The 22,297-nt window shown below is 49.2% G+C and carries 37 protein-coding genes and 1 rRNA gene; 36 read left to right on the top strand and 2 right to left on the bottom strand.

The window, feature by feature from the left end:
* The first annotated feature begins 10 nt into the window (after positions 1 to 10).
* The 32 genes from rpsS to WMW72_RS33140 all read left to right on the top strand — a co-directional run bounded on the left by rpsS (position 11) and on the right by WMW72_RS33140 (position 18,497).
* Positions 11 to 289 carry a 30S ribosomal protein S19 gene (gene rpsS / locus WMW72_RS32980; protein WP_072338024.1) on the top strand — a complete coding sequence of 93 codons (279 nt, stop codon included), beginning with the start codon at positions 11 to 13 and terminating at the stop codon, positions 287 to 289.
* 49 nt (positions 290 to 338) lie between these two features.
* Positions 339 to 674, top strand: coding sequence for a 50S ribosomal protein L22 (rplV, locus tag WMW72_RS32985; RefSeq protein ID WP_072338023.1), 336 nt, complete (start codon positions 339 to 341; stop codon positions 672 to 674).
* Between the two features lie 13 nt (positions 675 to 687).
* Positions 688 to 1,353 carry a 30S ribosomal protein S3 gene (gene rpsC / locus WMW72_RS32990; protein ID WP_341419837.1) on the top strand — a complete coding sequence of 222 codons (666 nt, stop codon included), beginning with the start codon at positions 688 to 690 and terminating at the stop codon, positions 1,351 to 1,353.
* A 3-nt stretch (positions 1,354 to 1,356) separates the two neighbouring features.
* The gene (gene rplP / locus WMW72_RS32995; RefSeq protein WP_341419838.1) at positions 1,357 to 1,791 is read left to right on the top strand and encodes a 50S ribosomal protein L16; all 435 of its coding nucleotides are present in this window, start codon (positions 1,357 to 1,359) and stop codon (positions 1,789 to 1,791) included.
* A complete protein-coding gene (gene rpmC / locus WMW72_RS33000) occupies positions 1,781 to 1,981 on the top strand; it encodes a 50S ribosomal protein L29 (RefSeq protein WP_341419839.1) in 201 nt (66 codons plus the stop codon). Before rplP ends, rpmC begins: the two co-directional genes overlap by 11 nt.
* A gap of 24 nt (positions 1,982 to 2,005) precedes the next feature.
* The gene (rpsQ, locus tag WMW72_RS33005; RefSeq protein WP_341419840.1) at positions 2,006 to 2,269 is read left to right on the top strand and encodes a 30S ribosomal protein S17; all 264 of its coding nucleotides are present in this window, start codon (positions 2,006 to 2,008) and stop codon (positions 2,267 to 2,269) included.
* 41 nt (positions 2,270 to 2,310) lie between these two features.
* Positions 2,311 to 2,679, top strand: coding sequence for a 50S ribosomal protein L14 (rplN, locus tag WMW72_RS33010; RefSeq protein WP_072338018.1), 369 nt, complete (start codon positions 2,311 to 2,313; stop codon positions 2,677 to 2,679).
* A 91-nt stretch (positions 2,680 to 2,770) separates the two neighbouring features.
* A complete protein-coding gene (gene rplX, locus WMW72_RS33015; RefSeq protein ID WP_341419841.1) occupies positions 2,771 to 3,124 on the top strand; it encodes a 50S ribosomal protein L24 in 354 nt (117 codons plus the stop codon).
* A 34-nt stretch (positions 3,125 to 3,158) separates the two neighbouring features.
* Positions 3,159 to 3,701, top strand: coding sequence for a 50S ribosomal protein L5 (gene rplE / locus WMW72_RS33020; protein ID WP_341419842.1), 543 nt, complete (start codon positions 3,159 to 3,161; stop codon positions 3,699 to 3,701).
* A gap of 49 nt (positions 3,702 to 3,750) precedes the next feature.
* On the top strand, positions 3,751 to 3,936 hold the full coding sequence (locus tag WMW72_RS33025; protein ID WP_010498863.1) for a type Z 30S ribosomal protein S14: 186 nt from the start codon (positions 3,751 to 3,753) through the stop codon (positions 3,934 to 3,936).
* Between the two features lie 33 nt (positions 3,937 to 3,969).
* Positions 3,970 to 4,368: a 30S ribosomal protein S8 gene (gene rpsH / locus WMW72_RS33030; protein WP_054797092.1), complete on the top strand. Its 399-nt coding sequence runs from the start codon at positions 3,970 to 3,972 to the stop codon at positions 4,366 to 4,368.
* A 31-nt stretch (positions 4,369 to 4,399) separates the two neighbouring features.
* The gene (gene rplF / locus WMW72_RS33035; protein ID WP_341419843.1) at positions 4,400 to 4,942 is read left to right on the top strand and encodes a 50S ribosomal protein L6; all 543 of its coding nucleotides are present in this window, start codon (positions 4,400 to 4,402) and stop codon (positions 4,940 to 4,942) included.
* A 62-nt stretch (positions 4,943 to 5,004) separates the two neighbouring features.
* A complete protein-coding gene (gene rplR / locus WMW72_RS33040) occupies positions 5,005 to 5,373 on the top strand; it encodes a 50S ribosomal protein L18 (RefSeq protein WP_341419844.1) in 369 nt (122 codons plus the stop codon).
* Between the two features lie 29 nt (positions 5,374 to 5,402).
* Entirely contained in the window at positions 5,403 to 5,900 is a 498-nt protein-coding gene (gene rpsE / locus WMW72_RS33045; RefSeq protein ID WP_341419845.1) for a 30S ribosomal protein S5, read from the top strand.
* 10 nt (positions 5,901 to 5,910) lie between these two features.
* Complete coding sequence (gene rpmD / locus WMW72_RS33050; RefSeq protein WP_341419846.1) at positions 5,911 to 6,099, top strand: 50S ribosomal protein L30; 189 nt, start codon at positions 5,911 to 5,913, stop codon at positions 6,097 to 6,099.
* A gap of 33 nt (positions 6,100 to 6,132) precedes the next feature.
* Positions 6,133 to 6,573, top strand: a complete 441-nt coding sequence (gene rplO / locus WMW72_RS33055) for a 50S ribosomal protein L15 (protein ID WP_341419847.1) — start codon at positions 6,133 to 6,135, stop codon at positions 6,571 to 6,573.
* Positions 6,573 to 7,871 carry a preprotein translocase subunit SecY gene (gene secY / locus WMW72_RS33060; RefSeq protein ID WP_341419848.1) on the top strand — a complete coding sequence of 433 codons (1,299 nt, stop codon included), beginning with the start codon at positions 6,573 to 6,575 and terminating at the stop codon, positions 7,869 to 7,871. The genes rplO and secY overlap by 1 nt, the downstream gene beginning before the upstream one ends.
* A 165-nt stretch (positions 7,872 to 8,036) precedes the next feature.
* The gene (locus tag WMW72_RS33065; RefSeq protein WP_341419849.1) at positions 8,037 to 8,690 is read left to right on the top strand and encodes an adenylate kinase; all 654 of its coding nucleotides are present in this window, start codon (positions 8,037 to 8,039) and stop codon (positions 8,688 to 8,690) included.
* Positions 8,687 to 9,439 (top strand): type I methionyl aminopeptidase, encoded by a 753-nt coding sequence (gene map, locus WMW72_RS33070; protein ID WP_341419850.1) that lies wholly within the window; start codon positions 8,687 to 8,689, stop codon positions 9,437 to 9,439. Before WMW72_RS33065 ends, map begins: the two co-directional genes overlap by 4 nt.
* Positions 9,440 to 9,755: 316 nt before the next feature.
* Positions 9,756 to 9,974 carry a translation initiation factor IF-1 gene (infA, locus tag WMW72_RS33080; RefSeq protein WP_072338006.1) on the top strand — a complete coding sequence of 73 codons (219 nt, stop codon included), beginning with the start codon at positions 9,756 to 9,758 and terminating at the stop codon, positions 9,972 to 9,974.
* Between the two features lie 111 nt (positions 9,975 to 10,085).
* On the top strand, positions 10,086 to 10,199 hold the full coding sequence (gene rpmJ / locus WMW72_RS33085) for a 50S ribosomal protein L36 (protein ID WP_003333770.1): 114 nt from the start codon (positions 10,086 to 10,088) through the stop codon (positions 10,197 to 10,199).
* Positions 10,200 to 10,214: 15 nt separating this feature from the next.
* The gene (rpsM, locus tag WMW72_RS33090) at positions 10,215 to 10,583 is read left to right on the top strand and encodes a 30S ribosomal protein S13 (RefSeq protein WP_341419852.1); all 369 of its coding nucleotides are present in this window, start codon (positions 10,215 to 10,217) and stop codon (positions 10,581 to 10,583) included.
* A gap of 19 nt (positions 10,584 to 10,602) precedes the next feature.
* Positions 10,603 to 10,998, top strand: coding sequence for a 30S ribosomal protein S11 (gene rpsK, locus WMW72_RS33095; protein ID WP_159887882.1), 396 nt, complete (start codon positions 10,603 to 10,605; stop codon positions 10,996 to 10,998).
* A 126-nt stretch (positions 10,999 to 11,124) separates the two neighbouring features.
* Entirely contained in the window at positions 11,125 to 12,069 is a 945-nt protein-coding gene (locus WMW72_RS33100) for a DNA-directed RNA polymerase subunit alpha (RefSeq protein WP_072338003.1), read from the top strand.
* A 46-nt stretch (positions 12,070 to 12,115) separates the two neighbouring features.
* The gene (gene rplQ, locus WMW72_RS33105; RefSeq protein ID WP_341419853.1) at positions 12,116 to 12,484 is read left to right on the top strand and encodes a 50S ribosomal protein L17; all 369 of its coding nucleotides are present in this window, start codon (positions 12,116 to 12,118) and stop codon (positions 12,482 to 12,484) included.
* A gap of 104 nt (positions 12,485 to 12,588) precedes the next feature.
* Positions 12,589 to 13,365 carry a tRNA pseudouridine(38-40) synthase TruA gene (gene truA / locus WMW72_RS33110; RefSeq protein ID WP_341419854.1) on the top strand — a complete coding sequence of 259 codons (777 nt, stop codon included), beginning with the start codon at positions 12,589 to 12,591 and terminating at the stop codon, positions 13,363 to 13,365.
* 130 nt (positions 13,366 to 13,495) lie between these two features.
* Positions 13,496 to 13,933 carry a 50S ribosomal protein L13 gene (gene rplM / locus WMW72_RS33115; RefSeq protein ID WP_341419855.1) on the top strand — a complete coding sequence of 146 codons (438 nt, stop codon included), beginning with the start codon at positions 13,496 to 13,498 and terminating at the stop codon, positions 13,931 to 13,933.
* An 18-nt stretch (positions 13,934 to 13,951) separates the two neighbouring features.
* Positions 13,952 to 14,344 (top strand): 30S ribosomal protein S9, encoded by a 393-nt coding sequence (gene rpsI, locus WMW72_RS33120; protein ID WP_281884102.1) that lies wholly within the window; start codon positions 13,952 to 13,954, stop codon positions 14,342 to 14,344.
* Positions 14,345 to 14,559: 215 nt separating this feature from the next.
* A complete protein-coding gene (locus WMW72_RS33125; RefSeq protein WP_341419856.1) occupies positions 14,560 to 15,252 on the top strand; it encodes a phosphoadenylyl-sulfate reductase in 693 nt (230 codons plus the stop codon).
* Between the two features lie 49 nt (positions 15,253 to 15,301).
* On the top strand, positions 15,302 to 16,477 hold the full coding sequence (sat, locus tag WMW72_RS33130; RefSeq protein WP_341419857.1) for a sulfate adenylyltransferase: 1,176 nt from the start codon (positions 15,302 to 15,304) through the stop codon (positions 16,475 to 16,477).
* A 73-nt stretch (positions 16,478 to 16,550) separates the two neighbouring features.
* Positions 16,551 to 17,306, top strand: a complete 756-nt coding sequence (gene cwlD / locus WMW72_RS33135) for an N-acetylmuramoyl-L-alanine amidase CwlD (RefSeq protein WP_341419858.1) — start codon at positions 16,551 to 16,553, stop codon at positions 17,304 to 17,306.
* A 66-nt stretch (positions 17,307 to 17,372) separates the two neighbouring features.
* Positions 17,373 to 18,497, top strand: coding sequence for a P-loop NTPase (locus tag WMW72_RS33140; RefSeq protein WP_341419859.1), 1,125 nt, complete (start codon positions 17,373 to 17,375; stop codon positions 18,495 to 18,497).
* 37 nt (positions 18,498 to 18,534) lie between these two features.
* Here WMW72_RS33140 and gerD read toward each other — a convergent pair whose 3' ends face one another.
* Positions 18,535 to 19,233 (bottom strand): spore germination lipoprotein GerD, encoded by a 699-nt coding sequence (gene gerD, locus WMW72_RS33145; RefSeq protein WP_341419860.1) that lies wholly within the window; start codon positions 19,231 to 19,233, stop codon positions 18,535 to 18,537.
* 138 nt (positions 19,234 to 19,371) lie between these two features.
* Here gerD and WMW72_RS33150 point away from each other — a divergent pair, with 138 nt between their 5' ends.
* Entirely contained in the window at positions 19,372 to 19,971 is a 600-nt protein-coding gene (locus tag WMW72_RS33150; protein WP_341419861.1) for a KinB-signaling pathway activation protein, read from the top strand.
* Positions 19,972 to 20,001: 30 nt separating this feature from the next.
* Here the strand turns inward: WMW72_RS33150 and pdaB are convergent, their stop codons facing one another.
* Positions 20,002 to 20,787 carry a polysaccharide deacetylase family sporulation protein PdaB gene (pdaB, locus tag WMW72_RS33155; RefSeq protein ID WP_341419862.1) on the bottom strand — a complete coding sequence of 262 codons (786 nt, stop codon included), beginning with the start codon at positions 20,785 to 20,787 and terminating at the stop codon, positions 20,002 to 20,004.
* Positions 20,788 to 20,890: 103 nt separating this feature from the next.
* Between pdaB and WMW72_RS33160 the strand changes: the two genes are divergently transcribed.
* From WMW72_RS33160 to WMW72_RS33170, 3 genes are all read left to right on the top strand, one after another.
* Positions 20,891 to 21,502 carry a stage II sporulation protein M gene (locus tag WMW72_RS33160; RefSeq protein WP_341419863.1) on the top strand — a complete coding sequence of 204 codons (612 nt, stop codon included), beginning with the start codon at positions 20,891 to 20,893 and terminating at the stop codon, positions 21,500 to 21,502.
* Between the two features lie 190 nt (positions 21,503 to 21,692).
* Positions 21,693 to 21,911 carry a hypothetical protein gene (locus WMW72_RS33165; protein WP_341419864.1) on the top strand — a complete coding sequence of 73 codons (219 nt, stop codon included), beginning with the start codon at positions 21,693 to 21,695 and terminating at the stop codon, positions 21,909 to 21,911.
* Positions 21,912 to 22,222: 311 nt separating this feature from the next.
* Positions 22,223 to 22,297: ribosomal RNA gene (locus WMW72_RS33170) — 16S ribosomal RNA — on the top strand; the annotation flags it as partial.

The raw sequence follows: 22,297 nt of genomic DNA on the forward strand, positions 1-22,297 counted from the left end.
GGAACAACATATGGGTCGCAGTTTGAAAAAAGGACCGTTTATCGATGGCTATCTGCTTAAGAAAGTTGCAGAGGTAGACGCTTCCTCGAAAAAGCAAGTGATCAAGACTTGGTCCCGCCGCTCCACGATTTTCCCGCAATTCATCGGTCACACATTTGCTGTTTATGATGGCAGAAAGCATGTACCGGTTTACGTAACGGAAGATATGGTAGGACATAAGCTTGGCGAATTCGCACCAACCCGTACTTACAAAGGTCACGACGACGACAAGAAAACGGGCAAGCGCTAAGATAACTTTTGGATATAGATTCAGTTTTTGAACGAGAGGAGGTACATCCATGCAACAAGCAAAAGCTATTGCAAGATACGTACGCATCGCTCCCCGTAAAGCTCAGCTCGTGGTTGATTTGATCCGCGGTAAGCAAGTGGGCGAAGCTATTGCAATCCTGAACCACACGCCTAAAGCGGCATCCCCGATCATCGAGAAGCTGCTGAAATCGGCGATTGCGAATGCGGAGCATAACAACTCCCTGGACCCTAACAGTCTGGTGATTTCGCAAGTGTTCGTAGATCAAGGACCAACCTTGAAAAGATTCCGTCCTCGCGCTATGGGTCGTGCGAGCCGCATCAATAAACGTACCAGCCACATCACTGTAGTGGTATCTGAGAAATAAGGAGGGACAACGTGTGGGTCAAAAAGTAAACCCGGTGGGACTTCGTATCGGTATCATTCGCGATTGGGAGTCTAAATGGTATGCCGGCAAAGATTTCGGCGATCTGTTGATGGAAGACGTAAAAATTCGTGAGTACTTGAAACAGAAATTGAAAGAATCCGCAGTTTCCCGCATCGAGATCGAGCGTGCGGCTAACCGCGTGAACGTTACGATTCATACAGCTAAGCCAGGTATGGTTATTGGTAAAGGCGGTTCTGAAGTTGAAGTTATCCGCGCTTACCTGACCAAGCTGACGAACGGCAAAAAGGTTCACATCAATATCACGGAAATCAAAACCCCTGATCTCGATGCAATCCTGGTCGCTGAAAGCATTGCACAACAACTGGAACGTCGCGTATCGTTCCGTCGTGCACTGAAACAAGCTATCCAAAGATCGATGAGATCCGGCGCTAAAGGTATCAAAACTGCAGTTAGCGGCCGTTTGGGCGGAGCGGAAATTGCAAGACAGGAAGGCTACAGCGAAGGTACAGTACCTCTTCATACCTTGCGTGCGGATATCGACTATGGTACAGCTGAAGCTCATACCACTTATGGACGTATCGGCGTAAAAGTATGGATCTATCGCGGCGAAGTTCTTCCTGCGGCTAAGAAAAAGGCTGCTACGGAAGGAGGCAACTAATCCATGTTAGTTCCTAAACGTGTAAAACACCGTAAAGAGCACCGCGGCAACATGCGCGGTAAAGCTAAAGGCGGACAGGAAGTGCATTTCGGTGAGTTCGGCCTGCAAGCGATGGAGCCGGCTTGGGTAACCAACCGTCAAATCGAAGCAGCTCGTATTGCCATGACTCGTTATATTAAGCGGGGCGGTAAAGTTTGGATCAAGATTTTCCCTTCCAAGCCAATCACCCAAAAGCCGCTTGAAGTCCGGATGGGTAGCGGTAAAGGTAACGTAGAGAAATGGGTTGCTGTCGTAAAACCGGGTAAGGTTCTGTTTGAACTGGCCGGCGTAAGCGAAGAAATCGCCCGTGAAGCTATGCGTCTCGCCTCTCACAAGCTCCCGATCAAGACGAAGTTTGTGAAAAGAGAAGAACTGGGTGGTGAAGCAAATGAAAGCTAGTGAATTTCGCAACCTAACCTCTGCTGAGCTCGAACAAAAGATTGCCGGATTTAAAGAGCAACTCTTTAACCTCCGTTTTCAACTGGCTACAGGTCAACTGGATAATCCCGTACAGATTCAAAAAGTACGCAAAGAGATTGCTCGGGCAAAGACTGTTTTGCGTGAAAGAGAATTGGGAATCACTAGTTAATGAAAGAGAGAGGAGGATCTCGCAATGGCTGAACGCAACGAGCGTAAAACGCAAGTGGGCAGAGTCGTAAGCGACAAAATGGATAAAACCATCGTTGTTGCCGTTGAGACTTACAAAAAGCACGACTTGTACCACAAGCGGATTAAATATACGAAAAAGTTCAAGGCTCATGACGAGAATAACGACGCTAAAATCGGCGACGTTGTCGAAATCATGGAAACACGTCCGCTCTCCAAGGACAAACGCTTTAGACTGGTTAAGGTCGTAGAAAAAGCGGTTATCGTTTAATATAAGCAATCGGCATCAATACCGGAAGGAGGAACTACACAATGATTCAACCATTTACACGATTGAAGGTAGCTGACAATTCTGGTGCGAAGTCTCTGATGTGTATCCGCGTGTTGGGTGGTACAGGACGTCGTACAGCTAATATCGGAGATTTGATCATCTGCTCGGTGAAAGAAGCAACACCAGGTGGCGTTGTCAAGAAGGGCGATGTTGTCAAAGCTGTAGTGGTACGCACGAGACGCGGTGCTCGTCGTAAGGACGGATCCTACATTACGTTTGACGAGAATGCAGCAGTTATCGTGAAGGATGACAAGAGCCCACGCGGCACTCGTATCTTCGGACCGGTAGCTCGTGAACTTCGCGACAGAGATTTCATGAAAATCGTTTCTCTGGCACCAGAAGTTATCTAAGCATTAAACGGCTAGTCCGCGATATATTGAACAAGCTTTACTTACGAAGCGGTTTTCATTCGCGAAAACCTGTAGGAGGTGTAACACTACAATGCCAAAACAACCGAAGAAACTGGAGTCCCACAACAATAAATTGCACGTGAAGAAAGAAGACACGGTTATCGTCATCACCGGTAAAGACAAAGGCAAAAAAGGCCGCGTACTCGCAGCTTACCCTCGTCAAAACCGCGTGCTGGTCGAAGGCGTAAACATGATCAAGAAGCATGCGAAACCTTCCCAGGCGAACCCGCAAGGGGGCATCCTCACTCAAGAGGCTGCAATCCACGTCTCCAACGTGATGCTGGTAGATCCGAAGAGCGGCCAACCGACTCGTATCGGCTACAAAGTATTGGATAACGGTAAAAAAGTCCGCGTCGCGAAAAAATCCGGCGAGGTTATCGATTAATCGTAAAGGTAAAGAAAGGAGGTAAACGAGTCTTATGGCAGCAAGAATGAAAGATCGTTTTCTGAACGAAGTAACGCCATCGTTGATTCAAAAGTTTAACTACACTACGGTTATGCAAGTTCCTAAAATCGAGAAAGTAGTTATCAACATGGGTGTTGGCGAAGCGGTTTCCAACTCCAAAGTGCTTGATACCGCCGTATCCGACCTGCAACTGATCGCTGGTCAAAAGCCGGTTATCACTCGCGCTAAAAAATCGATCGCAGGCTTCAAACTGCGTGAAAATATGCCTATCGGCGTTAAGGTAACACTGCGCGGCGAGCGCATGTACCACTTCCTCGACAAGTTGTTCAACGTTGCGCTTCCACGCGTACGTGACTTCCGCGGTGTATCGACCAAAGCCTTCGACGGCCGTGGTAACTACACACTCGGTTTGAAAGAACAACTCATTTTCCCTGAGGTTGAATACGATAAAGTGGACAAAGTCCGCGGTATGGATATCGTAATCGTAACTACAGCGAAAACTGACGAAGAATCCCGCGAATTGCTGACGCAGCTCGGCATGCCGTTCACGAAATAAATAGCTTACGATACGGGTTTCAGTGGAACCTATGGAGGTGTAAACGAAAGTGGCAAAAACTTCGATGAAGATTAAGCAGCAGCGTCCTCCGAAATTTAAGGTGCAGGCCTACACGCGCTGCGAGCGCTGCGGACGTCCCCATTCGGTATTGCGTAAATTTAAAATTTGCAGAATTTGCTTCCGCGAATTGGCATACAAAGGCCAGATTCCTGGCGTAAAGAAAGCAAGCTGGTAAAACTCAAAGTTTCGGGAAGGAGGTTTACAACACATGGTTATGTCCGATCCAATTGCAGATATGCTTACACGCATTCGCAACGCTAATGTCGTTCGTCATGAGACTGTTGAAATTCCAGCTTCGAAGATCAAGCGCGAAATCGCTGAGATCCTCAAGAAGGAAGGCTTCATCCGTGACGCTGAATATATCGAAGACAGCAAGCAAGGCATCATCCGCTTGTTCCTGAAATACGGCTCCAACAACGAGCGCGTTATTACAGGTCTGAAAAGAATCAGCAAGCCAGGTCTTCGCGTTTACGCGAAAAGCCAAGAAGTACCTCGTGTACTCGGCGGTCTGGGTATCGCAATTCTCTCGACTTCTAAAGGTGTAATGACCGACAAAGAAGCTCGTCAATCCAAAGCTGGCGGAGAGGTTATCTGCTACGTTTGGTAATATCGATTTTTAAAGAACGGAGGTGCACAACATGTCCCGTATTGGTCGCAAACCAATCACGATCCCTAGCGGAGTTAGCGTGACTTTAGACAATACATTAATTACGGTAAACGGACCGAAAGGTACGCTTAGCCGCGAGCTTCACAAAGACATGAAGGTTAGCGTTGAAGAGAGCATCATCAATGTAGAGCGTCCTTCTGACAATAAACTGCATCGTTCCCTGCATGGCACGACGCGTAGCGTCGTTCAAAATATGGTGAGCGGTGTAACTGACGGTTTTGCTAAGAATCTTGAACTCGTTGGCGTAGGTTACCGTGCGAACAAATCCGGCAACAAGCTGGTATTGAACGTAGGTTACTCTCACCCAGTTGAAATCGAGCCTGCAAACGGCATCGAATTCGATGTTCCATCGAACACGAAGATCACGGTTAAAGGTATCGACAAAGAGCTGGTTGGCGCATATGCTGCCAAAATCCGCTCCGTGCGTGAGCCAGAGCCGTATAAAGGTAAAGGTATCAAGTACGAAGGCGAACGGATCCTTCGCAAAGAAGGTAAAGCCGGTAAGAAGAAGTAAGGCAGCCTAGGCTAATGGCCTGACCTGCTTCGTCAAGAAAACCGAAAGGAGTGAAGACTCGAATGATTACTAAAGGCGATAAGAACAAAGCGCGTCTGAAAAGACATCTTCGCGTTCGTAAGAAAATTCAAGGAACGGCTGAGCGTCCACGCCTCAACATTTTCCGTTCTTCCAAACATATGTATGCGCAGCTGATCGACGACGTTACGGGAGTAACGATCGCTTCCGCTTCCACGCAAGACAAAGCACTGAAAGAAACGATCGGCAACGGCGGCAACGCTGAGGCTGCTACGAAAGTCGGTTCTTTGATTGCAGAGCGTGCGAAACAAGCAGGCGTTGAGAAGGTTGTATTTGACCGCGGCGGATACTTGTACCATGGTCGTGTAAAAGCATTGGCTGACGCTGCTCGCGAAGCAGGTCTTGATTTCTAAAACAAATCTACACATAAGGAGGTAAGGACTTGCGTATCGATCCAAACACATTGGAATTGACTGAAAAAGTCGTTCAAATCAACCGCGTAGCTAAAGTTGTAAAGGGCGGACGTCGTTTCAGCTTTAGCGCACTTGTTGTCGTAGGCGATGGCAACGGCTGGGTAGGCGCTGGAATCGGTAAAGCTTCTGAAGTACCTGATGCTATCCGTAAAGGTATCGAAGATGCTAAGAAAAACCTGATTCAAGTTCCAATCGTCGGAACAACGGTTCCTCACTTGGTAGTGGGTCACTTCGGCGCTGGTAGAGTGCTGCTGAAGCCGGCTTCCAAAGGTACAGGAGTTATTGCAGGTGGCCCGGTTCGTGCCGTGCTCGAGCTTGCAGGCGTTGGCGACATCCTGACGAAATCCCTTGGTTCTTCCAACTCCATGAACATGGTTAACGCTACCCTGGAGGGCTTACAGCGCCTGAAGCGTGCGGAAGATGTTGCTAAGCTTCGCGGTAAAACCGTAGAAGAACTTTTAGGTTAGGAGGGATAACATGGCTAAGCAATTGCAAATTACCCTCAAGCGCAGCCTGATCGGCCGACCAGAGACTCAACGTCGCACGGTTACCGCTCTCGGACTTCGCAAGCTTCATCAATCGGTCACGCAAGCTGACAATGCTGCAATCCGCGGCATGGTTACTCAAGTGAGCCACTTGGTAGAAGTTAAAGAAATCGAAGCGTAATGACTTAACATAAAGCTAGAGGAGGTGCAAACGATGAAATTGCATGAACTAACTTCTGCCCCAGGTTCGCGTCATTCCCGCAAGCGTGTGGGTCGCGGTGTTGGTAGCGGCATGGGTAAAACTTCGACTCGTGGTCACAAGGGTCAAAACGCTCGTTCCGGCGGCGGTGTTCGTCCTGGATTCGAGGGCGGTCAAAACCCATTGTATCGTCGCTTGCCGAAGCGTGGATTTAACAACCAGTTCCGCAAAGAGTACGCAATCGTCAACCTGACGGACTTGAACAAGTTCGAAGCAGGCACGGAAGTGACTCCGGAAGTATTGCTGGAATCCGGTATCGTTAAGAATCCACTTAGCGGCATCAAGATCCTTGGTAACGGTGAAATCACGGTTCAACTGAATGTAAAGGCGAGCAAATTCTCCCAATCTGCGGTAGAGAAGATCACAGCTGCCGGCGGTAAAACCGAGGTGATTTAATGTTCCGTACCATATCCAATATTATGAAAGTAGACGATCTGAGGAGACGGATCCTATTCACCCTTCTGGTGCTGATCGTCTACAGAATTGGTGCTTTTATTCCGGTACCTAACATCAACACAGAACTACTGAAAATGCAAGACCAGGCAACCAGCGGAGTATTCGCATTGTTGAATACTTTCTCCGGTGGTGCGCTGTTCCAGTTCTCCATCTTCGCCATGACGATCACACCGTACATTACGGCGTCGATCATCGTGCAGCTGCTGTCGATGGATGTCATCCCGACATTCACGCAGTGGGCCAAAGAAGGGGAAGTCGGCCGCAAGAAACTTAGTCAAATCACCCGATACGGAACCATCGTGCTGGGGCTTATCCAAGCGTTCAGCTTTGCGATCGGCTTTAACCGGATGGTAAACGGCTTGGTCATCAATCCGAGCTTTACGACGTATGCTTTGATTGCGATTGTGCTCACGGCTGGTACAGCATTTCTGATGTGGTTAGGGGAACAAATCACCGAGAATGGCATTGGAAATGGTATTTCCATTATCATCTTCGCGGGCATTGTCGCTGCGATTCCGACAGGCATTCGACAAATTTATCAAACTCAATTTGTGGATGCAGGCGGTGCGGTTTTCCTTAACATTATTAAGGTATTGATCATCGCTGCTGTTGTAGTCGCCTTGATTGTTGGTGTCATATTCGTCCAGCAGGGCATTCGCAAGATTCCGGTTCAGTACGCGAAACGGGTGGTCGGTCGCAAAATGTTCGGCGGTCAATCTACACATATTCCGCTTAAAGTGAACGCTGCGGGCGTCATTCCGGTCATTTTCGCACTGTCCTTACTCGTGTTTCCGCCGACCATTGCCGGCTTCTGGCGTGGAAATCCGGTTGCCGAGTGGATCATCGCGAATCTTAGCTACACGCATCCGCTAGGTATGGTACTGTACGTGCTTCTGATTATCGGATTTACGTACTTCTATACGTTTGTACAGATTAACCCTGTACAGATGGCAGAGCAGATGAAGAAGAACGGCGGATACATCCCGGGCATTCGCCCAGGTAAGAACACCGAAGTGTATTTGACCCGTGTGATGACTCGGATCACCCTTTCCGGAGCGCTGTTCTTGGCCGCGGTATCTATTGTTCCGATGATTTTCGCTGCGCTGGCTGGTTTGCCACAATCCGTGCAAATCGGCGGTACTTCCTTACTCATCGTAATCGGTGTAGGTTTGGAAACGATGAAAACCATCGAAAGCCAATTGATCAAACGCCATTACAAGGGCTTCATTAATAAATAGCATATAGGTTCTGATAGTACGCTCGCCCCGACGCCTGTGACGACCGATACTCGGCATCATTGGCGTCCAGAGGTTGACGGGACCGCCCAGGGCGGATTCCGTGAGAACTATCGGCACCTATTGTGCTGTTAGCATCGCATGATGCAAATGGGGGAGGAAGTCACGGTGAACATCATCTTTATGGGACCTCCTGGTGCAGGTAAAGGTACGCAAGCGGAACGGATCATTGAAGAGTTCCATATTCCGCATATCTCCACCGGTGATGCTTTTCGGCTTGCGATGAAGCAAGAGACACCTCTTGGTGTCGAAGCGAAGAAGTTTGTGGATCAAGGCTTGCTTGTTCCGGATGAGATCACGATCGGCATCGTACGCGACCGTTTGGCGCAAGACGATTGCACGAAGGGATTTCTGCTGGACGGCTTTCCGAGAACAATCTCCCAAGCGGAAGCGCTGGACGAAATCGCGGCTGGTTTGAATCGGAAGATCGATCATGTCATCAACCTGAGTGTAGATCGTGATTTGCTGCTTGCCCGTTTGACAGGCCGCCGGATCTGCAAATCCTGCGGTGCCACGTATCATGTCTTGTTTAACCCTCCGGCAGTTGACCAGGTCTGCGATAAATGTTCAGGTGAATTGTATCAGCGTTCGGACGACAACGAAGAGAAGGTCGGCAATCGTCTGGACGAATATATCAATAAAACCGCTCCGCTTCTGGATTACTACCGGAATCAAGGCATATTGCGTGAGGTTAACGGTGAGCAAGAAATCGATACGGTTACTGCACAAATCAGTTCACTATTGCGAGGACAAGCGGAATGATCATTTGTAAATCTGCCGCTGAATTGGAGTATATGCGCGAGGCCGGACGCATCGTTGCTGAAACGCATCGCGTGCTGCAGAAGGCCATTCAGCCCGATATTACAACCAAAGAGCTCGATCAGATCGCAGAAGATTATATTCGCAGTCAGGGCGCGATTCCATCTTTTAAAGGCTACAATGGTTTTCCTGGAAGCATCTGCGCTTCGGTCAATGATGAATTGGTTCATGGAATCCCCGGTCAGCGCAAGCTGAAGGACGGTGACATCATCAGTGTCGACATCGGTGCTCAATACAAAGGATATCATGGCGACTCCGCTTGGACGTATGGTGTAGGAACGATCTCTGAGACGGCGAGCAAACTGCTCGAGGTTACGGAGCGGTCGCTCTTCGCCGGACTTGCGGAAGCGAAACCGGACGCAAGGTTGTACACGATATCCAATGCCATTCAAAGATGTGCGGAGAGTGAAGGATTTTCGATTGTGCGGGAGTATGTAGGACATGGCATCGGTACCGAGCTCCATGAGGAGCCGCAAATTCCTAACTACGGCGTTGCCGGTCACGGACCGCGCTTGCGACCGGGTATGGTGCTTGCGATCGAACCGATGGTCAACGTGGGTGAACGATACGTCCGGACGCTTGAAGACAACTGGACGGTGGTCACGGTGGATGGCACACTGTGCGCACATTTCGAACATACCATCGCCATTACGCAGGACGGCTTCGAGATTTTGACGCTGCCGGGCTCGTAAGGCATATGGCACCAACGAATGTTCCGCAGCCCGGGCAAATCGTGAGGGTAAATCGGGGACGGGATTCCGGAAAGCTTGCCGTTATAATCGGCGTCGTAGACCAACGATACGTGCAGATCGCAGACGGCAGCAAACGGAAGTTCGATGATCCCAAGAAGAAAAGTCTACTTCATCTCCAGCTTCTTCCGGCAGTTAGCGCCGAAGTAGCCGATAGTCTCCGTGATACCGGCCGGGTAACTAATGCTAAGCTCAGACATGTTTTGATGCAGGCAGCGAGCCAATTTACGCATGATGCGCAAGAGAAAGGAGAATGACTGTGGCCAAAGAAGATGTAATTGAAGTTGAAGGTACAGTGATTGAACCCCTTCCGAATGCAATGTTCAAGGTTGAACTGGAGAACGGTCATCAAATACTTGCTCACGTATCCGGCAAAATCAGAATGCACTTTATTCGGATTCTGCCAGGTGATAAAGTAACGGTGGAGCTTTCCCCGTATGATTTGACCAGAGGCCGTATAACCTATCGTTTTAAATAGATCGTTCGTCCTATGAAGCATTAAGCACACATCTTATGATGTAGCTTCCTTCGGGAAGCCAGAATCCTTACGAGGCAGCTTTCTTACGAAAGCTTTGAGGAGGTAACCACCATGAAGGTTAGACCGTCGGTCAAACCGATTTGCGAAAAATGCAAAGTCATTCGCCGCAAAGGTAACGTTATGGTCATTTGCGAAAATCCGAAACACAAACAAAAACAAGGCTAAGGAGGTGCTGCATTCATGGCACGTATTGCTGGTGTAGACTTACCGCGTGACAAGCGCGTGATCATCGCTTTGACTTACATTTTCGGGATTGGCAACACGACTTCCGCGAAAATCGTAGCTCAAACCGGTATCAGCCCGGATACTCGCGTTCGCGATCTGACAGAGGACGAAGTGAGCAAAATCCGTGATGTCATCGACAAGACGCTGAAGGTTGAAGGTGACCTTCGTCGTGAAATCTCGCTGAACATCAAGCGCCTGATCGAAATCGGCTGCTACCGCGGTGTTCGTCATCGTCGCGGCCTGCCTGTTCGTGGTCAACGTACTAAAACTAATGCTCGTACACGTAAAGGTCCTCGTCGTACGGTAGCTAATAAGAAAAAATAGTAAAGGAGGGTAATGTTACATGGCTAAACCAAAAAAAGTCGTTCGTACTAAACGTCGCGACCGGAAAAATATCGACAGCGGAGTGGCTCATATCCGTTCTACGTTCAACAACACGATTGTTACCATCACAGATCCGCATGGTAATGCAATCTCTTGGGCAAGCGCAGGTAACCTGGGCTTCAAGGGTTCCCGTAAAAGCACGCCGTTCGCTGCTCAAATGGCAGCTGAATCCGCAGCTAAAGCTGCAATGGAGCATGGCATGAAAGTGGTTGAAGTTATGGTTAAAGGACCGGGCGCAGGCCGTGAGGCAGCTATCCGTTCTTTGCAAGCAGCAGGTTTGGAAGTAAACCTGATTAAAGACGTGACTCCGATTCCTCATAACGGTTGCCGTCCTCCAAAGCGTCGTCGTGTATAGTTCAGGATTGCTAAGCCCAGTGGTATAAATATCCAAATGGTGTCTATACTATTTGGATAGGCATACTGCGCGTTTTATACGTCTTACGTTATCCAGAATGAAACGACGTTTGAAGGAGGGTTTACAATGATCGAAATCGAAAAGCCGAAAATAGAAACCGTATCATTAAGCGAAGATGGCACGTACGGCAAATTTGTCGTAGAGCCTTTGGAAAGAGGCTACGGAACTACGCTCGGCAACTCGTTACGCAGAATCTTACTGTCTTCCCTTCCGGGTGCGGCAGTAACATCCGTTCAAATCGACGGCGTCCTGCACGAGTTCTCAACGGTTCCAGGTGTCATGGAAGATGTTACGGAAATCATCCTGAACCTGAAAGGTCTCTCACTGAAAATTCATTCCGATGAAGAGAAAGTGCTGGAGATCGATGCAGAGGGTGAAGGGGCTGTTGTGGCTGGCGATATTCGCGGCGATAGCGATGTGGAGATTTTAAACCCGGATCTGCACATTGCTACGCTGTCCTCCGACTCCAGACTTCACATGAGAATTCATGCGAACCGTGGACGGGGATATGTATCGGCAGACAAGAACAAAAGAGAGGATCAGCCGATCGGCGTGATTCCGATCGATTCGATCTACACTCCTATTACTCGTGTCAATTACAGTGTTGAGAATACCCGCGTAGGGCAAGTCACGAACTATGACAAGCTTACGCTTGAAGTATGGTCCGACGGCAGCATTCGTCCTGAAGAAGCCGTTAGCTTGGGCGCTAAAATCCTGACGGAGCATCTGCTGCTCTTCGTCGGTCTGACCGATGAAGCGAAGGATGCCGAGATTATGGTAGAGAAGGAAGAAGACAAGAAGGAGAAAGTGCTCGAGATGACCATCGAAGAGCTCGACCTCTCCGTACGTTCTTACAACTGTCTCAAGCGTGCAGGCATCAATACGGTTCAGGAATTGATTACGAAAACGGAAGAAGATATGATGAAGGTCCGCAACCTGGGACGCAAATCTCTCGAAGAAGTACAAGAAAAGCTCGAAGAGCTGGGTCTTGGACTTCGCATGGAAGACTAGCACCCGAGAAGGACTTTCCACCATCAAGAAGAAGGAGGTTGCTCACATGGCTGCTTACAAAAAGTTAAATCGTGACTCCAGTTCGCGTAAGGCACTGTTCCGCGACCTGGTAACCGACTTGTTTATACACGAACGTATTCAAACGACAGAAGCGAAAGCGAAAGAACTTCGTTCGATCGCTGAGAAGCTGATTACTCTCGCTAAGCGCGGAGATCTGCATGCTCGCCGCCAAGTGGCTTCGTTTGTTCGTCGTGAACAAGCTAATGAAAACCAAGATGCGATTCAAAAACTTTTCTCTGATTTGGCTCCTCGTTACGCAGAGCGTCAAGGCGGATACACACGTATCCTGAAACTTGGCCCGCGTCGCGGTGATGCTGCGCCTATGGTTTACCTGGAACTCGTAGACCGCGCTTAAGAGATAAAGGATGGGAAAGGGTGGACGGGATCTTTTTGATTCTGATGAAACCCTTTTTTTGTATGCAGGAAACGGGTTAGGTTGATGGTTGCGGAGGGCAGCCCGTGAGAAATATATGTATAACCGTGAGCTACGACGGTGCCGGGTATAACGGCTTCCAGGTACAGCCCGGTCTGAATACCGTGCAGCATCAGCTGGAACAGGCGATTCGCTGGTTGACTGGGGAAGAGGTTAAGATCCATGCTTCCGGACGAACCGATGCCGGCGTGCATGCTCGCGGTCAAGTGTTTCACTTCCATACGGGCTCCAAGATTCCTGTTACCCGCTGGGGCATGGCGCTGAACGGCAGGCTTCCTCATGATATCAGGATCTGGGATGTCAGAGAAGTTCCGCTCGAGTTTCACTCGCGGCGCTGGGCCAAGCGCAAGACCTACCGCTATGCGATCCGCTGTGGCAAGATTTTCGATCCGATGACCCGGCATATGGAATTTTACCATCCGCCCTCTCTGGACCTCGACGCGATGCGTGAGGCCTTGTCTTATGTGGAGGGAGAGCACGACTTCACGTCGTTCTGCTCCGTCCGTACGAAGGCTGTGAGCCATGTGCGCACCATATACGAGGCCAGGCTGGATTGTGCATGGACCGATGAGCACTTGCGCTCAAGCGTCATTCATATTTACCTGACGGGCAATGGATTTTTATACAATATGGTACGGATCATCGTCGGCACCTTGCTGCAGATTGGAGAAGGCAAGCGTAAGGCCTCAGATATGAAGCGAATCTTGGAGGCTCAGGACCGGGGAGCTGCAGGACCGACGGCCATGGCACATGGCCTGACGCTCTGGGAAGTTTTTTATGAAGAAGCGCCGCCTACTACTTGATTATATAGGGAATTTGTAGTATGATTATCAATGGTGTTTCTGACTGGCTATCCCACGGCCCCGGGTCTGAAAACCATTGGATTGTTGATTAATGATCATGGATGAAGATAGATCTAGGAGGAACATTTACATGCGTACCACATATATGGCGAAGCCAAATGAAGTTGAACGCAAATGGTACATCATCGATGCTACCGATAAAACGCTTGGCCGTCTTGCGAGTGAAGCAGCAGCTATCCTGCGCGGCAAGCACAAACCTGAATTTACTCCACATGTTGACACTGGCGATTTCGTTATCGTGATCAACGCTGAGAAAATTCACCTGACTGGTAAAAAACTGCAAAATAAAAAATACTATCGTCACTCCCTGTATCCGGGCGGTCTCAAAGTCGCTACGGCTCAAGAGCTCTTGAACACAAAACCAGAGCGCGTGCTGGAGTTTGCGATCCACGGGATGCTTCCTAAGACTCGTCTGGGCAACCGTCTGAAAACGAAACTTAATGTATACGCTGGTTCGGAACATCCGCATCAAGCACAACAACCTGTAGTTTGGGAACTTCGCGGTTAATAAAGGGAGGACTGTCTTGTGGCACAAGTACAATATTATGGCACCGGCCGTCGTAAGCATTCGGTAGCACGTGTACGTTTGGTACCGGGTGAAGGCCGTATCGTTATCAATAAACGCGAGTTGGACGAATACTTCGGTCTTGAGACTTTGAAGCTGATCGTTAAACAACCGCTTAACCTGACTGAAACGCTGTCCAAGTACGATGTTCTCGTTCTTGCACATGGCGGCGGTATTTCCGGACAAGCCGGAGCTATCCGTCACGGAATTTCCCGTGCTCTGCTCAAAGCAGATCCAGAATTCCGCGGCGCTCTGAAAAGAGCAGGCTTCCTGACTCGTGACCCTCGTATGAAAGAGCGTAAGAAGTACGGCTTGAAAGCCGCTCGTCGCGCTCCACAATTCTCGAAGCGTTAAGATTCGGGTATACATGCAAAACCTCTTTGTTCCCTTATGGGAGCGAAGAGGTTTTTTTGTTTTGTGCATCACCATCTGGGCCATCGACCCATAAACTAACAGAATAGACTTCATAAATTTAAATTGACAAAAAGTCCGTATTATTTATAATTGTAAATAAATGATATAAAACTTATGACAATACTCGGAAATAAAAACGGGAGGCGTTAGCCAGTATGAATTTATTTGAGAAAGAAGCCCTGATTACGCAAGCGGCCGAAGAATTCGAACATAAGACTCCTGAAGAACTTTTATCCTGGGCGGTAGAAAGATTCCCGAATATTACACTTGCCTGTAGTTTCGGGGCTGAAGACGTTGTATTAGTCGACATGCTCCAGAAGGTAAGCCCCAAATCCGACATTTTCTACTTGGATACCAACGTACATTTTCAAGAAACATACGAGACCCGAGATCGCCTGCAGCAGCACTATGGACTGGAGTTCGTACATGTACTGCCGAAGCTCACACTGGAGGAGCAAGCGTCCGCACATGGCGAGGAACTGTGGAAGTCTAATCCTACCCAGTGCTGCAACATCCGTAAAGTTGATCCACTAACAGATATCCTGAGCAATTACGATGCCTGGATTACAGGGATTCGCCGCGATCAGGCGCCTACTCGTGCCAATGCCAAAAAGGTGGAGTACGATGTGAAATTTGGCTTGGTGAAATTCAATCCGCTGGCTGATTGGTCGACCGAAGATGTCTGGAACTATATTCGCGCTAACAACATCATTTATAACCCGCTGCATGACCGTAATTTCCCAAGCATCGGCTGTGAGCACTGCACGCGTCCGGTGGCAGCCGGGGAAGACCCTCGTGCAGGACGCTGGGCCGGCTTCGAGAAGACGGAGTGCGGACTTCACAAGTAAGACCCTGAGTCCCTTAGACCACAGCACAGGCTAGGAGGAAGCGGAAACCATGGGTGTATCGATTCAACCGCACGGAGGCACATTAATTAACCGTGTTGTCGAGGGTGCAGAGCGTGAGCAATTAGTGAGCCGCGCGGCAGGACTTTATCAGCTCCGCATCAATACGTGGGCGATTTCGGATCTGGATCTGATCGGAGTAGGCGCATTTTCGCCTCTGACTGGCTTTATGGGAGAAGAAGATTACCGCTCTGTCGTCGAGCGTATGCGTCTTGCAGACGGTACGGTTTGGAGCATACCGATTACATTGGGAGTTCAGGAAGTGCAAGCGGCCGAGCTGAAGCTCGGTCAGGAGATTGCCCTTGTTGGCGAGAATGACGGTATTGTCTACGGTATTCTGACTTTGGAGAGTATCTATAAGGTCGATCAGAAGCATGAGGCTGTCCAAGTTTTCAAAACAGGTGAGCTGGCTCATCCGGGGGTTCAGAAGCTCTTCACGAAGCCTTCTACGTATCTTGGCGGTCCGATCCAGGTGCTGAGCCGTCCGAAGCCGGAGAAATTCGAGGAGTTTTATTTTGACCCTGTCCAGACACGCCGAATTTTCGCGGAGAAGGGCTGGAGAACGGTTGTAGGCTTCCAGACGCGCAACCCGGTGCACCGAGCCCATGAGTATATTCAGAAGAGCGCCATGGAGATCGTGGACGGACTATTCCTGAATCCGTTGGTCGGGGAAACGAAGTCCGATGATATTTACGCTGATGTACGGATGAAGAGCTATCTGGTCCTTCTGGAGAATTATTACCCCGAAGACCGGGTATTCCTGGGTGTGTTTCCTGCGGCGATGCGCTATGCGGGCCCAAGAGAAGCGATCTTCCACGCTATGGTCCGTAAAAATTATGGCTGCTCCCACTTTATCGTCGGCCGTGATCATGCGGGCGTAGGCGATTACTACGGTACTTACGAAGCACAGGAAATCTTCAGCAACTTTACGGCCGAAGAGCTGGGGATTACTCCGTTGTTCTTCGAGCACAGCTTCTACTGCACGAAGTGCGGCAATATGGCTTCCAGCAAAACTTGCCCGCACCCGTCCTCCGATCATATGCATCTGTCCGGCACCAAGGTACGTGCGCTCCTGCGTGACGGGCAATGTCCGCCGCCGCAATTTACCCGTCCGGAAGTGGCGGAAGTGCTTATCGAAGGCATGAAAGAGCCTGAGTATCAGGTATAACCATAAGGTATAAAGCGCCACCTCGTCCCATATAGATGATAAGGAGTCTATGCGGATGCGAGGTGGATTTTTCATGTTCGGAAGAAGAAGGGTCGTGGTATGGCTTACGATGCACAGCTGGCTGAAGATCATCATGTCGGCGCTGCTCGTGGCTTTGATGGTATTCATGTTCACTTACGAGCTGCCGGCGACTCGGACGTGGTCCTACTGGACGACGCCTCTATCAGGGAAGATCATCGCGCTCGACCCGGGACATGGAGGTCCTGACGGCGGAGCCAGCAGTAAGGAAGGTGTGGTCGAGAAGAATATCAATCTCGCCATCGCCCTGCAGCTCAGAGACTATCTTCAGCAGGCAGGTGCTCTCGTCATTATGACCCGGGAGGATGATCGCGACCTGGCTGATTCGTCCACCAAGAGCTACAGCAGGCGGAAAACGGAAGACTTATTGAAGAGAGCGGAGCTTGTGTCTCAGCAGAAAGCGGACATGCTGATCAGCATTCATCTGAATTCGATTCCATCTGCCAAATGGTCCGGTGCCCAAACGTTTTTTTACCCGAATCATGCGTCGAATCAGACGCTCGCTACTTTAATCCAGGAAGAAGTAAAAAGCAATCTGAAAAATACCGACCGTGTTGCCAAGCAGGCGGACAAAGAAATCTATCTATTAAAGGCCATGAAAATTCCAAGCGCCCTCGTAGAGGTCGGCTTCTTGTCGAATCCTGCCGAGGCCCGACTGCTTCAAGACTCGGGTTACCAGAAGAAGGTGGCTGCATCCGTCTATCAGGGTATTCTTCGTTACTATTCCGGCGAAAAAGTGGGTGGCAGTTGAAATTGTGGTATACTAACGTATGTAGCATATATCATTCCACTTTGAAAGAACGTCTGAGGTGACAAGGTGCTGACGAGAGAACAATTACTAGCTTCGCTAAGCGAGATTCAGGATCCTGCATTCGGTCTCGGGCTTGTCGAGTTGAATTTTATCCGGGACATGATGATTAAAGAGTCCCAAGTATCGGTAACGGTATTGCTTTCATCCGAAGAGGAGGAGTATAAGTCCGGACTCCAGCAGTTGATTACTAAGCGCTTCGAGCAGCAGGGTGCATCCAGCGTGCATGTGCGTTTCCGCGTGTTATCGGATTATGAACGTTCGGAAGCACAGCGCAAGCAGGAATCGGTGCCAGCTGAGGACACATCCCGTCCGGAGATGACCAACCAGCAGGCGGCTTCTACAGCGGCTCGCAGCGTGTTGGACCCCGAATCCGGGGTTTCGTTCATTGCGGTAGCCAGCGGTAAGGGTGGCGTCGGTAAATCCACGGTAACGGTCAATTTGGCCGTAGCGCTCGCCCGATTGGGGAAAAAGGTCGGTCTTGTGGACGCGGATATCTACGGCTTTAGTGTTCCGGATATGATGGGGATCGAAGAACGTCCTCAGCTTGTGGACAACCGTATTATCCCGGTTGAGCGGTTCGGGGTAAAGGTGATCTCTATGGGATTCTTTGTCGAAGAGAATACGCCTGTCATCTGGCGCGGACCTATGCTGGGCAAGATGCTCCGCAACTTCTTTAACGAAGTCGAGTGGGGCGAATTAGACTATCTGCTCCTGGATCTTCCTCCTGGCACAGGTGATGTTGCTCTGGATGTGCATCAGATGATTCCGCAAAGCAAAGAAATCATCGTAACGACTCCCCATGCGACGGCTGCTTTCGTTGCTGCCCGGGCAGGAGCCATGGCTATTCATACGGATCATCAGATTCTGGGAATCGTCGAAAACATGTCGTATTATGCCTGTAGCGCATGTGGACAGAAGGATTATGTGTTTGGCCGCGGCGGTGGAGCCAAGCTGGCTGAAGAATTGCATGCCCCGCTGCTGGCACAGATACCTCTTGGCGTTCCAGATAATCATGTCGCTGAGCACGATTACTCCCCGTCCGTTTATAAAGCAGAATCAGAAACCGGCAAGATCTACCTCGAGGTTGCCGAGCGGATCTCCGTCCAACTGCGAAAAGGATCGGCTTCATAGCCGATCCTTTATTTTTGCCTTCGAAAACGAAAAGATCCTATTTTCCTTCCTGATCGCCTTCACCTTCTTGATCCGAACCGCTATCCCCACTGCCTTTCTTTTGTCCGTTCTGTCCCTCTTCTTTTCCTTGCCCGCCTTGTCCACCTTGCTGTCCTTGCTGCTTGGGCATGGATTCTTCCTGAAGCACTTTTTTCATTAGCTCCATGAGCTCCAATCTGAACAACGGGCTTTGCAGCGACTCCTGAATGACCGTTTTCATTTGCGTCCGGTAAGGCGTTGTTTTCATCGTATCCAGTAGCAGCGTTTCGAAATCTGGACTTTTCATCGCGTCCATCATTTGCTTCTGGTATTCAGGATCCTTCATCAGGTCCTTCTGAATTTTTTTAGTATCCTTTTCGATCGCCTTAGCAAACTGCCCTGCGAATTTAGGATCTGTAATCATTTTTTGTAGAAATTTAGTCTGATCGGTGTCGACCAGCACATCCTTGACAGCCAATTGCAGCTGTTGCGTATCGCCGGCAGACAGAAGCTGCAGCTTGCTGTTCTCATGAATGGTCGCTTCCTGTATGGCTACCCGCCCATCTTCGGTCTTCAAAATATCCAATACCATGGATTTCATGTCCTTGTAATTGGTGCCGCTACCGCTGCTTGAAGCTTGAGTATCCGAGCCGCACGCCGATAACAGACCGGCGATCAAGATGACGGGTATGAGCAATCGGCTTCGTTGCGTTCTCATCCGTTCAGGCTCCCTTCGTTAATGTTGAGCTTAGTATGAGCAACGCCCGAATCAATTAACACAAAAGTCGTTAGCATTTTATTGTGAACGTTGGTACAATTAACTGTTGATACGACTTGTAATGGAGGGTTAAGCGCAGTGACACTTAGAAAATGGTTTTATTTATTCTGGACAACCTTAGTTATTGGCGCTGTGGTCGGAACTGTGACGGGGCTCGTTATGCAGCTGACTGACCAGGAAGCGGTTCGTACTGGCAAAGCAGTCGGCTTCAATTTGGTCACTTCGTTGCTTGGAGGCGGCACGATTAGCGTACTCAGCCAAATGGGCTTTTTCGCCTATCTGATTGTCCGTTATATCTTCATGGGCATGATTCCAAAAAAATGGATCTGGGACTACCTGCAAATTATCGTGATCGTCATCGTCCTGTTCGATCTGGTTTATCTGCGCTATACCGGAGCGGAAGGGGCGGCGGCATTTGCTCCTTATTTGACACTGCCTGTAGCCATCCTGGTCTTCGGCGGAATTATTGCTTGGTTGAAGGTCAAGTGGACGAATAAATCGGCCCTGATTCCAACCTTGTTCTTCATGATTGCCGTTAGTTCGATTGAAGCGCTGCCTTCGATTAGGCTCGACAATGCAGCCTCCACCATCTTTATGATGTTACCGCTGCTGGCTTGCAATGCCTGGCAAATCTTGATTTTACAAAAAGTTCTCGGCACAGAAAAAGAGCCGATCTAACGGCTCCCGATCTCCTGATTCCTTATCTGGCTACAGATTTTGTTTGAATGTACGATCCTCGACAGGCGGTTTATTATCGACATGCGCCTGCTTCATCAACTGACTAACACTGACGAACTCGTATCCTTGACTGCGCAGTTTGTCAATAATAATTGGCAACGCTTCGTGTGTTTGCTTGCAGGAATCACTGGCATGCAGCAATACGATGTCACCCGGATGAGCCTTGCTTACGACACGGTTGACAATGCTCTCGACACCGGGATTTTTCCAATCCAAGGAGTCGGTGTCCCACTGGATCACCGAGTAATTCAATTCGCTGGCTATGCGCAGCACTCGTTTGTCGAAGTCTCCATTAGGCAGACGAAGCAGGTTCGGTGCCGTTCCCGTTGTATCCGTTAGAATGGTGTGTGCCGTCTTGATCTGCGTACGGATCTCATCATCGTTCAAGCTGCTGTAATTCACATGCTTATGGCCGTGGCTCCCGATCTCCCAGCCGCTCTTCGCAATGCGCTTAACCAGGTCAGGGTGGGTTTCACTCCACGGCGAGGACAGAAAGAAGGTGGCGTTCTTCACGCCTTTGTCTTCCAGTACCTTGAGAATAGGCTCTGTCCTTGTGTCCCCCCAGCTAATGTCGAAGGTGAGTGCAATGACTTTCTTTTCCGTCGATACATTGTAAACGGCCGCGGGCTCGTTATGGGAGAAGACCGTGACATTACCCCTTTCGGAATAGACGATACCCGCTGCAAAAACGACTGCTACGCAAATAATCAGGGCCTGCTTTAGCTTTTTTCCGTTCATGACATAAAAAAAGTTCACAAGATAGCCTCCTTTGCCCGTCACGTTCGAAAGGCTTGTTTACATGCTTGTTAGTAAATGTATGCTCGTACCAATAACTTATGACGATATGGAGGGATATGGAATGAAGTTAAGAGACGCATGGGAACAGCTGAAATTGATCAAGCATTACATCATAGCTGCTGCGTTGGTATTTGTGGTTGCCATATTCCTGGGGGCGAGCGAGCCTGAGCGCTACCGGTGGATGATTAATCTTCAATTGGAGGCACTGGATAAACTGAAGCAGGATGTTGTCAATGAACCCAATATGCAATGGTCATTGTTCTGGGTCATTTTTCTGAATAATACCAAGGTGTCGCTTCAGGTCATTTTGTCCGGCTTGTTTTTCGGCATTCCACCTCTGTTTCTACTCGTATCTAACGGGATCTTGCTGGGCTACGCCGGAGCGGTAGGAGCCGATAAGGATTCGCTGTTTTCTGTACTGAAGGGGATACTGCCGCATGGCATTCTGGAGCTGCCGGCGATCGTTATGGCATGTGCACTGAGCTTGCGCCTAGGGGTATTGTTTAGCAAATGGCTGATTTCACTGCCAAGTCCGACTCGGTCGAAGATTGTCGTACAGCATTTGAAGGTGTATTTGAAGTCGCTTGTGCCGCTATGTTTGTTGCTGGTGGTGACCTTGTTTATTGCTGCGATTATTGAAAGCACGATTACCTTATGGATTGTTCAGAATTAAAAATTGTTTCGATCCGCTCATAAAAATGCCAAAAACTGTGCATAACAGTAAAGCGAGTAAGTCGGCTTTGGCGTTCAGGTATGCAGAGACAGGCGCCGACCTCCATGGATGGAGTGGAGGGCCTTACGTCTTGCATGCCTTTTTGTATTCCACGATATATTCGAATTCCGAAAGGGGCCGTACTCTAGACATGCTAGGATTTTTATTCAATGAACGGGAATGCAGAGAGCTGGACTATGTTTTGCGCAAGGAATTGGATGAAATGCTCTTCGATCTGAATGATAAACGAATCGACTCCGACATTAAAACGGCCATCGAATCCCGCTACCGGATCATCTTCCGGATGTACGCCAGGCTTGCTTCCCCCAAAGAAATCTCGAGATATGCCAGGAATCGCATGTATCATTAAAAAAAATGAAATAAACGCTTGACTTACCCTGCGGATATATGTTAATTTATAACTCGTTCTCCTAAAGAGGACAGCTTGTATCACACCGCTGATTGAGCGGGCCCAAAAAATAATGCTTGCATTAAAGTAGGCAAGTGTGGTACATTATAAAAGTCGCCGATAAACACGGTGACAATAAACGACAAAGAAGGAAATGCTTAATAAGCGTGTCTTTGTTGGAGAAATTGCCCTTTGAAAACTGAACAACGAGTGAGTGTTAAAATAGAGAATGAAAATTCTCGCTAGCATTACTTTTGAGCAAGTCAAACACCTTAATGGAGAGTTTGATCCTGGCTCAGGACGAACGCTGGCGGCGTGCCTAATACATGCAAGTCGAGCGGACTTAT

Source organism: Paenibacillus filicis, assembly GCF_038070315.1.
GTDB lineage: Bacteria > Bacillota > Bacilli > Paenibacillales > NBRC-103111 > Paenibacillus_G > Paenibacillus_G filicis.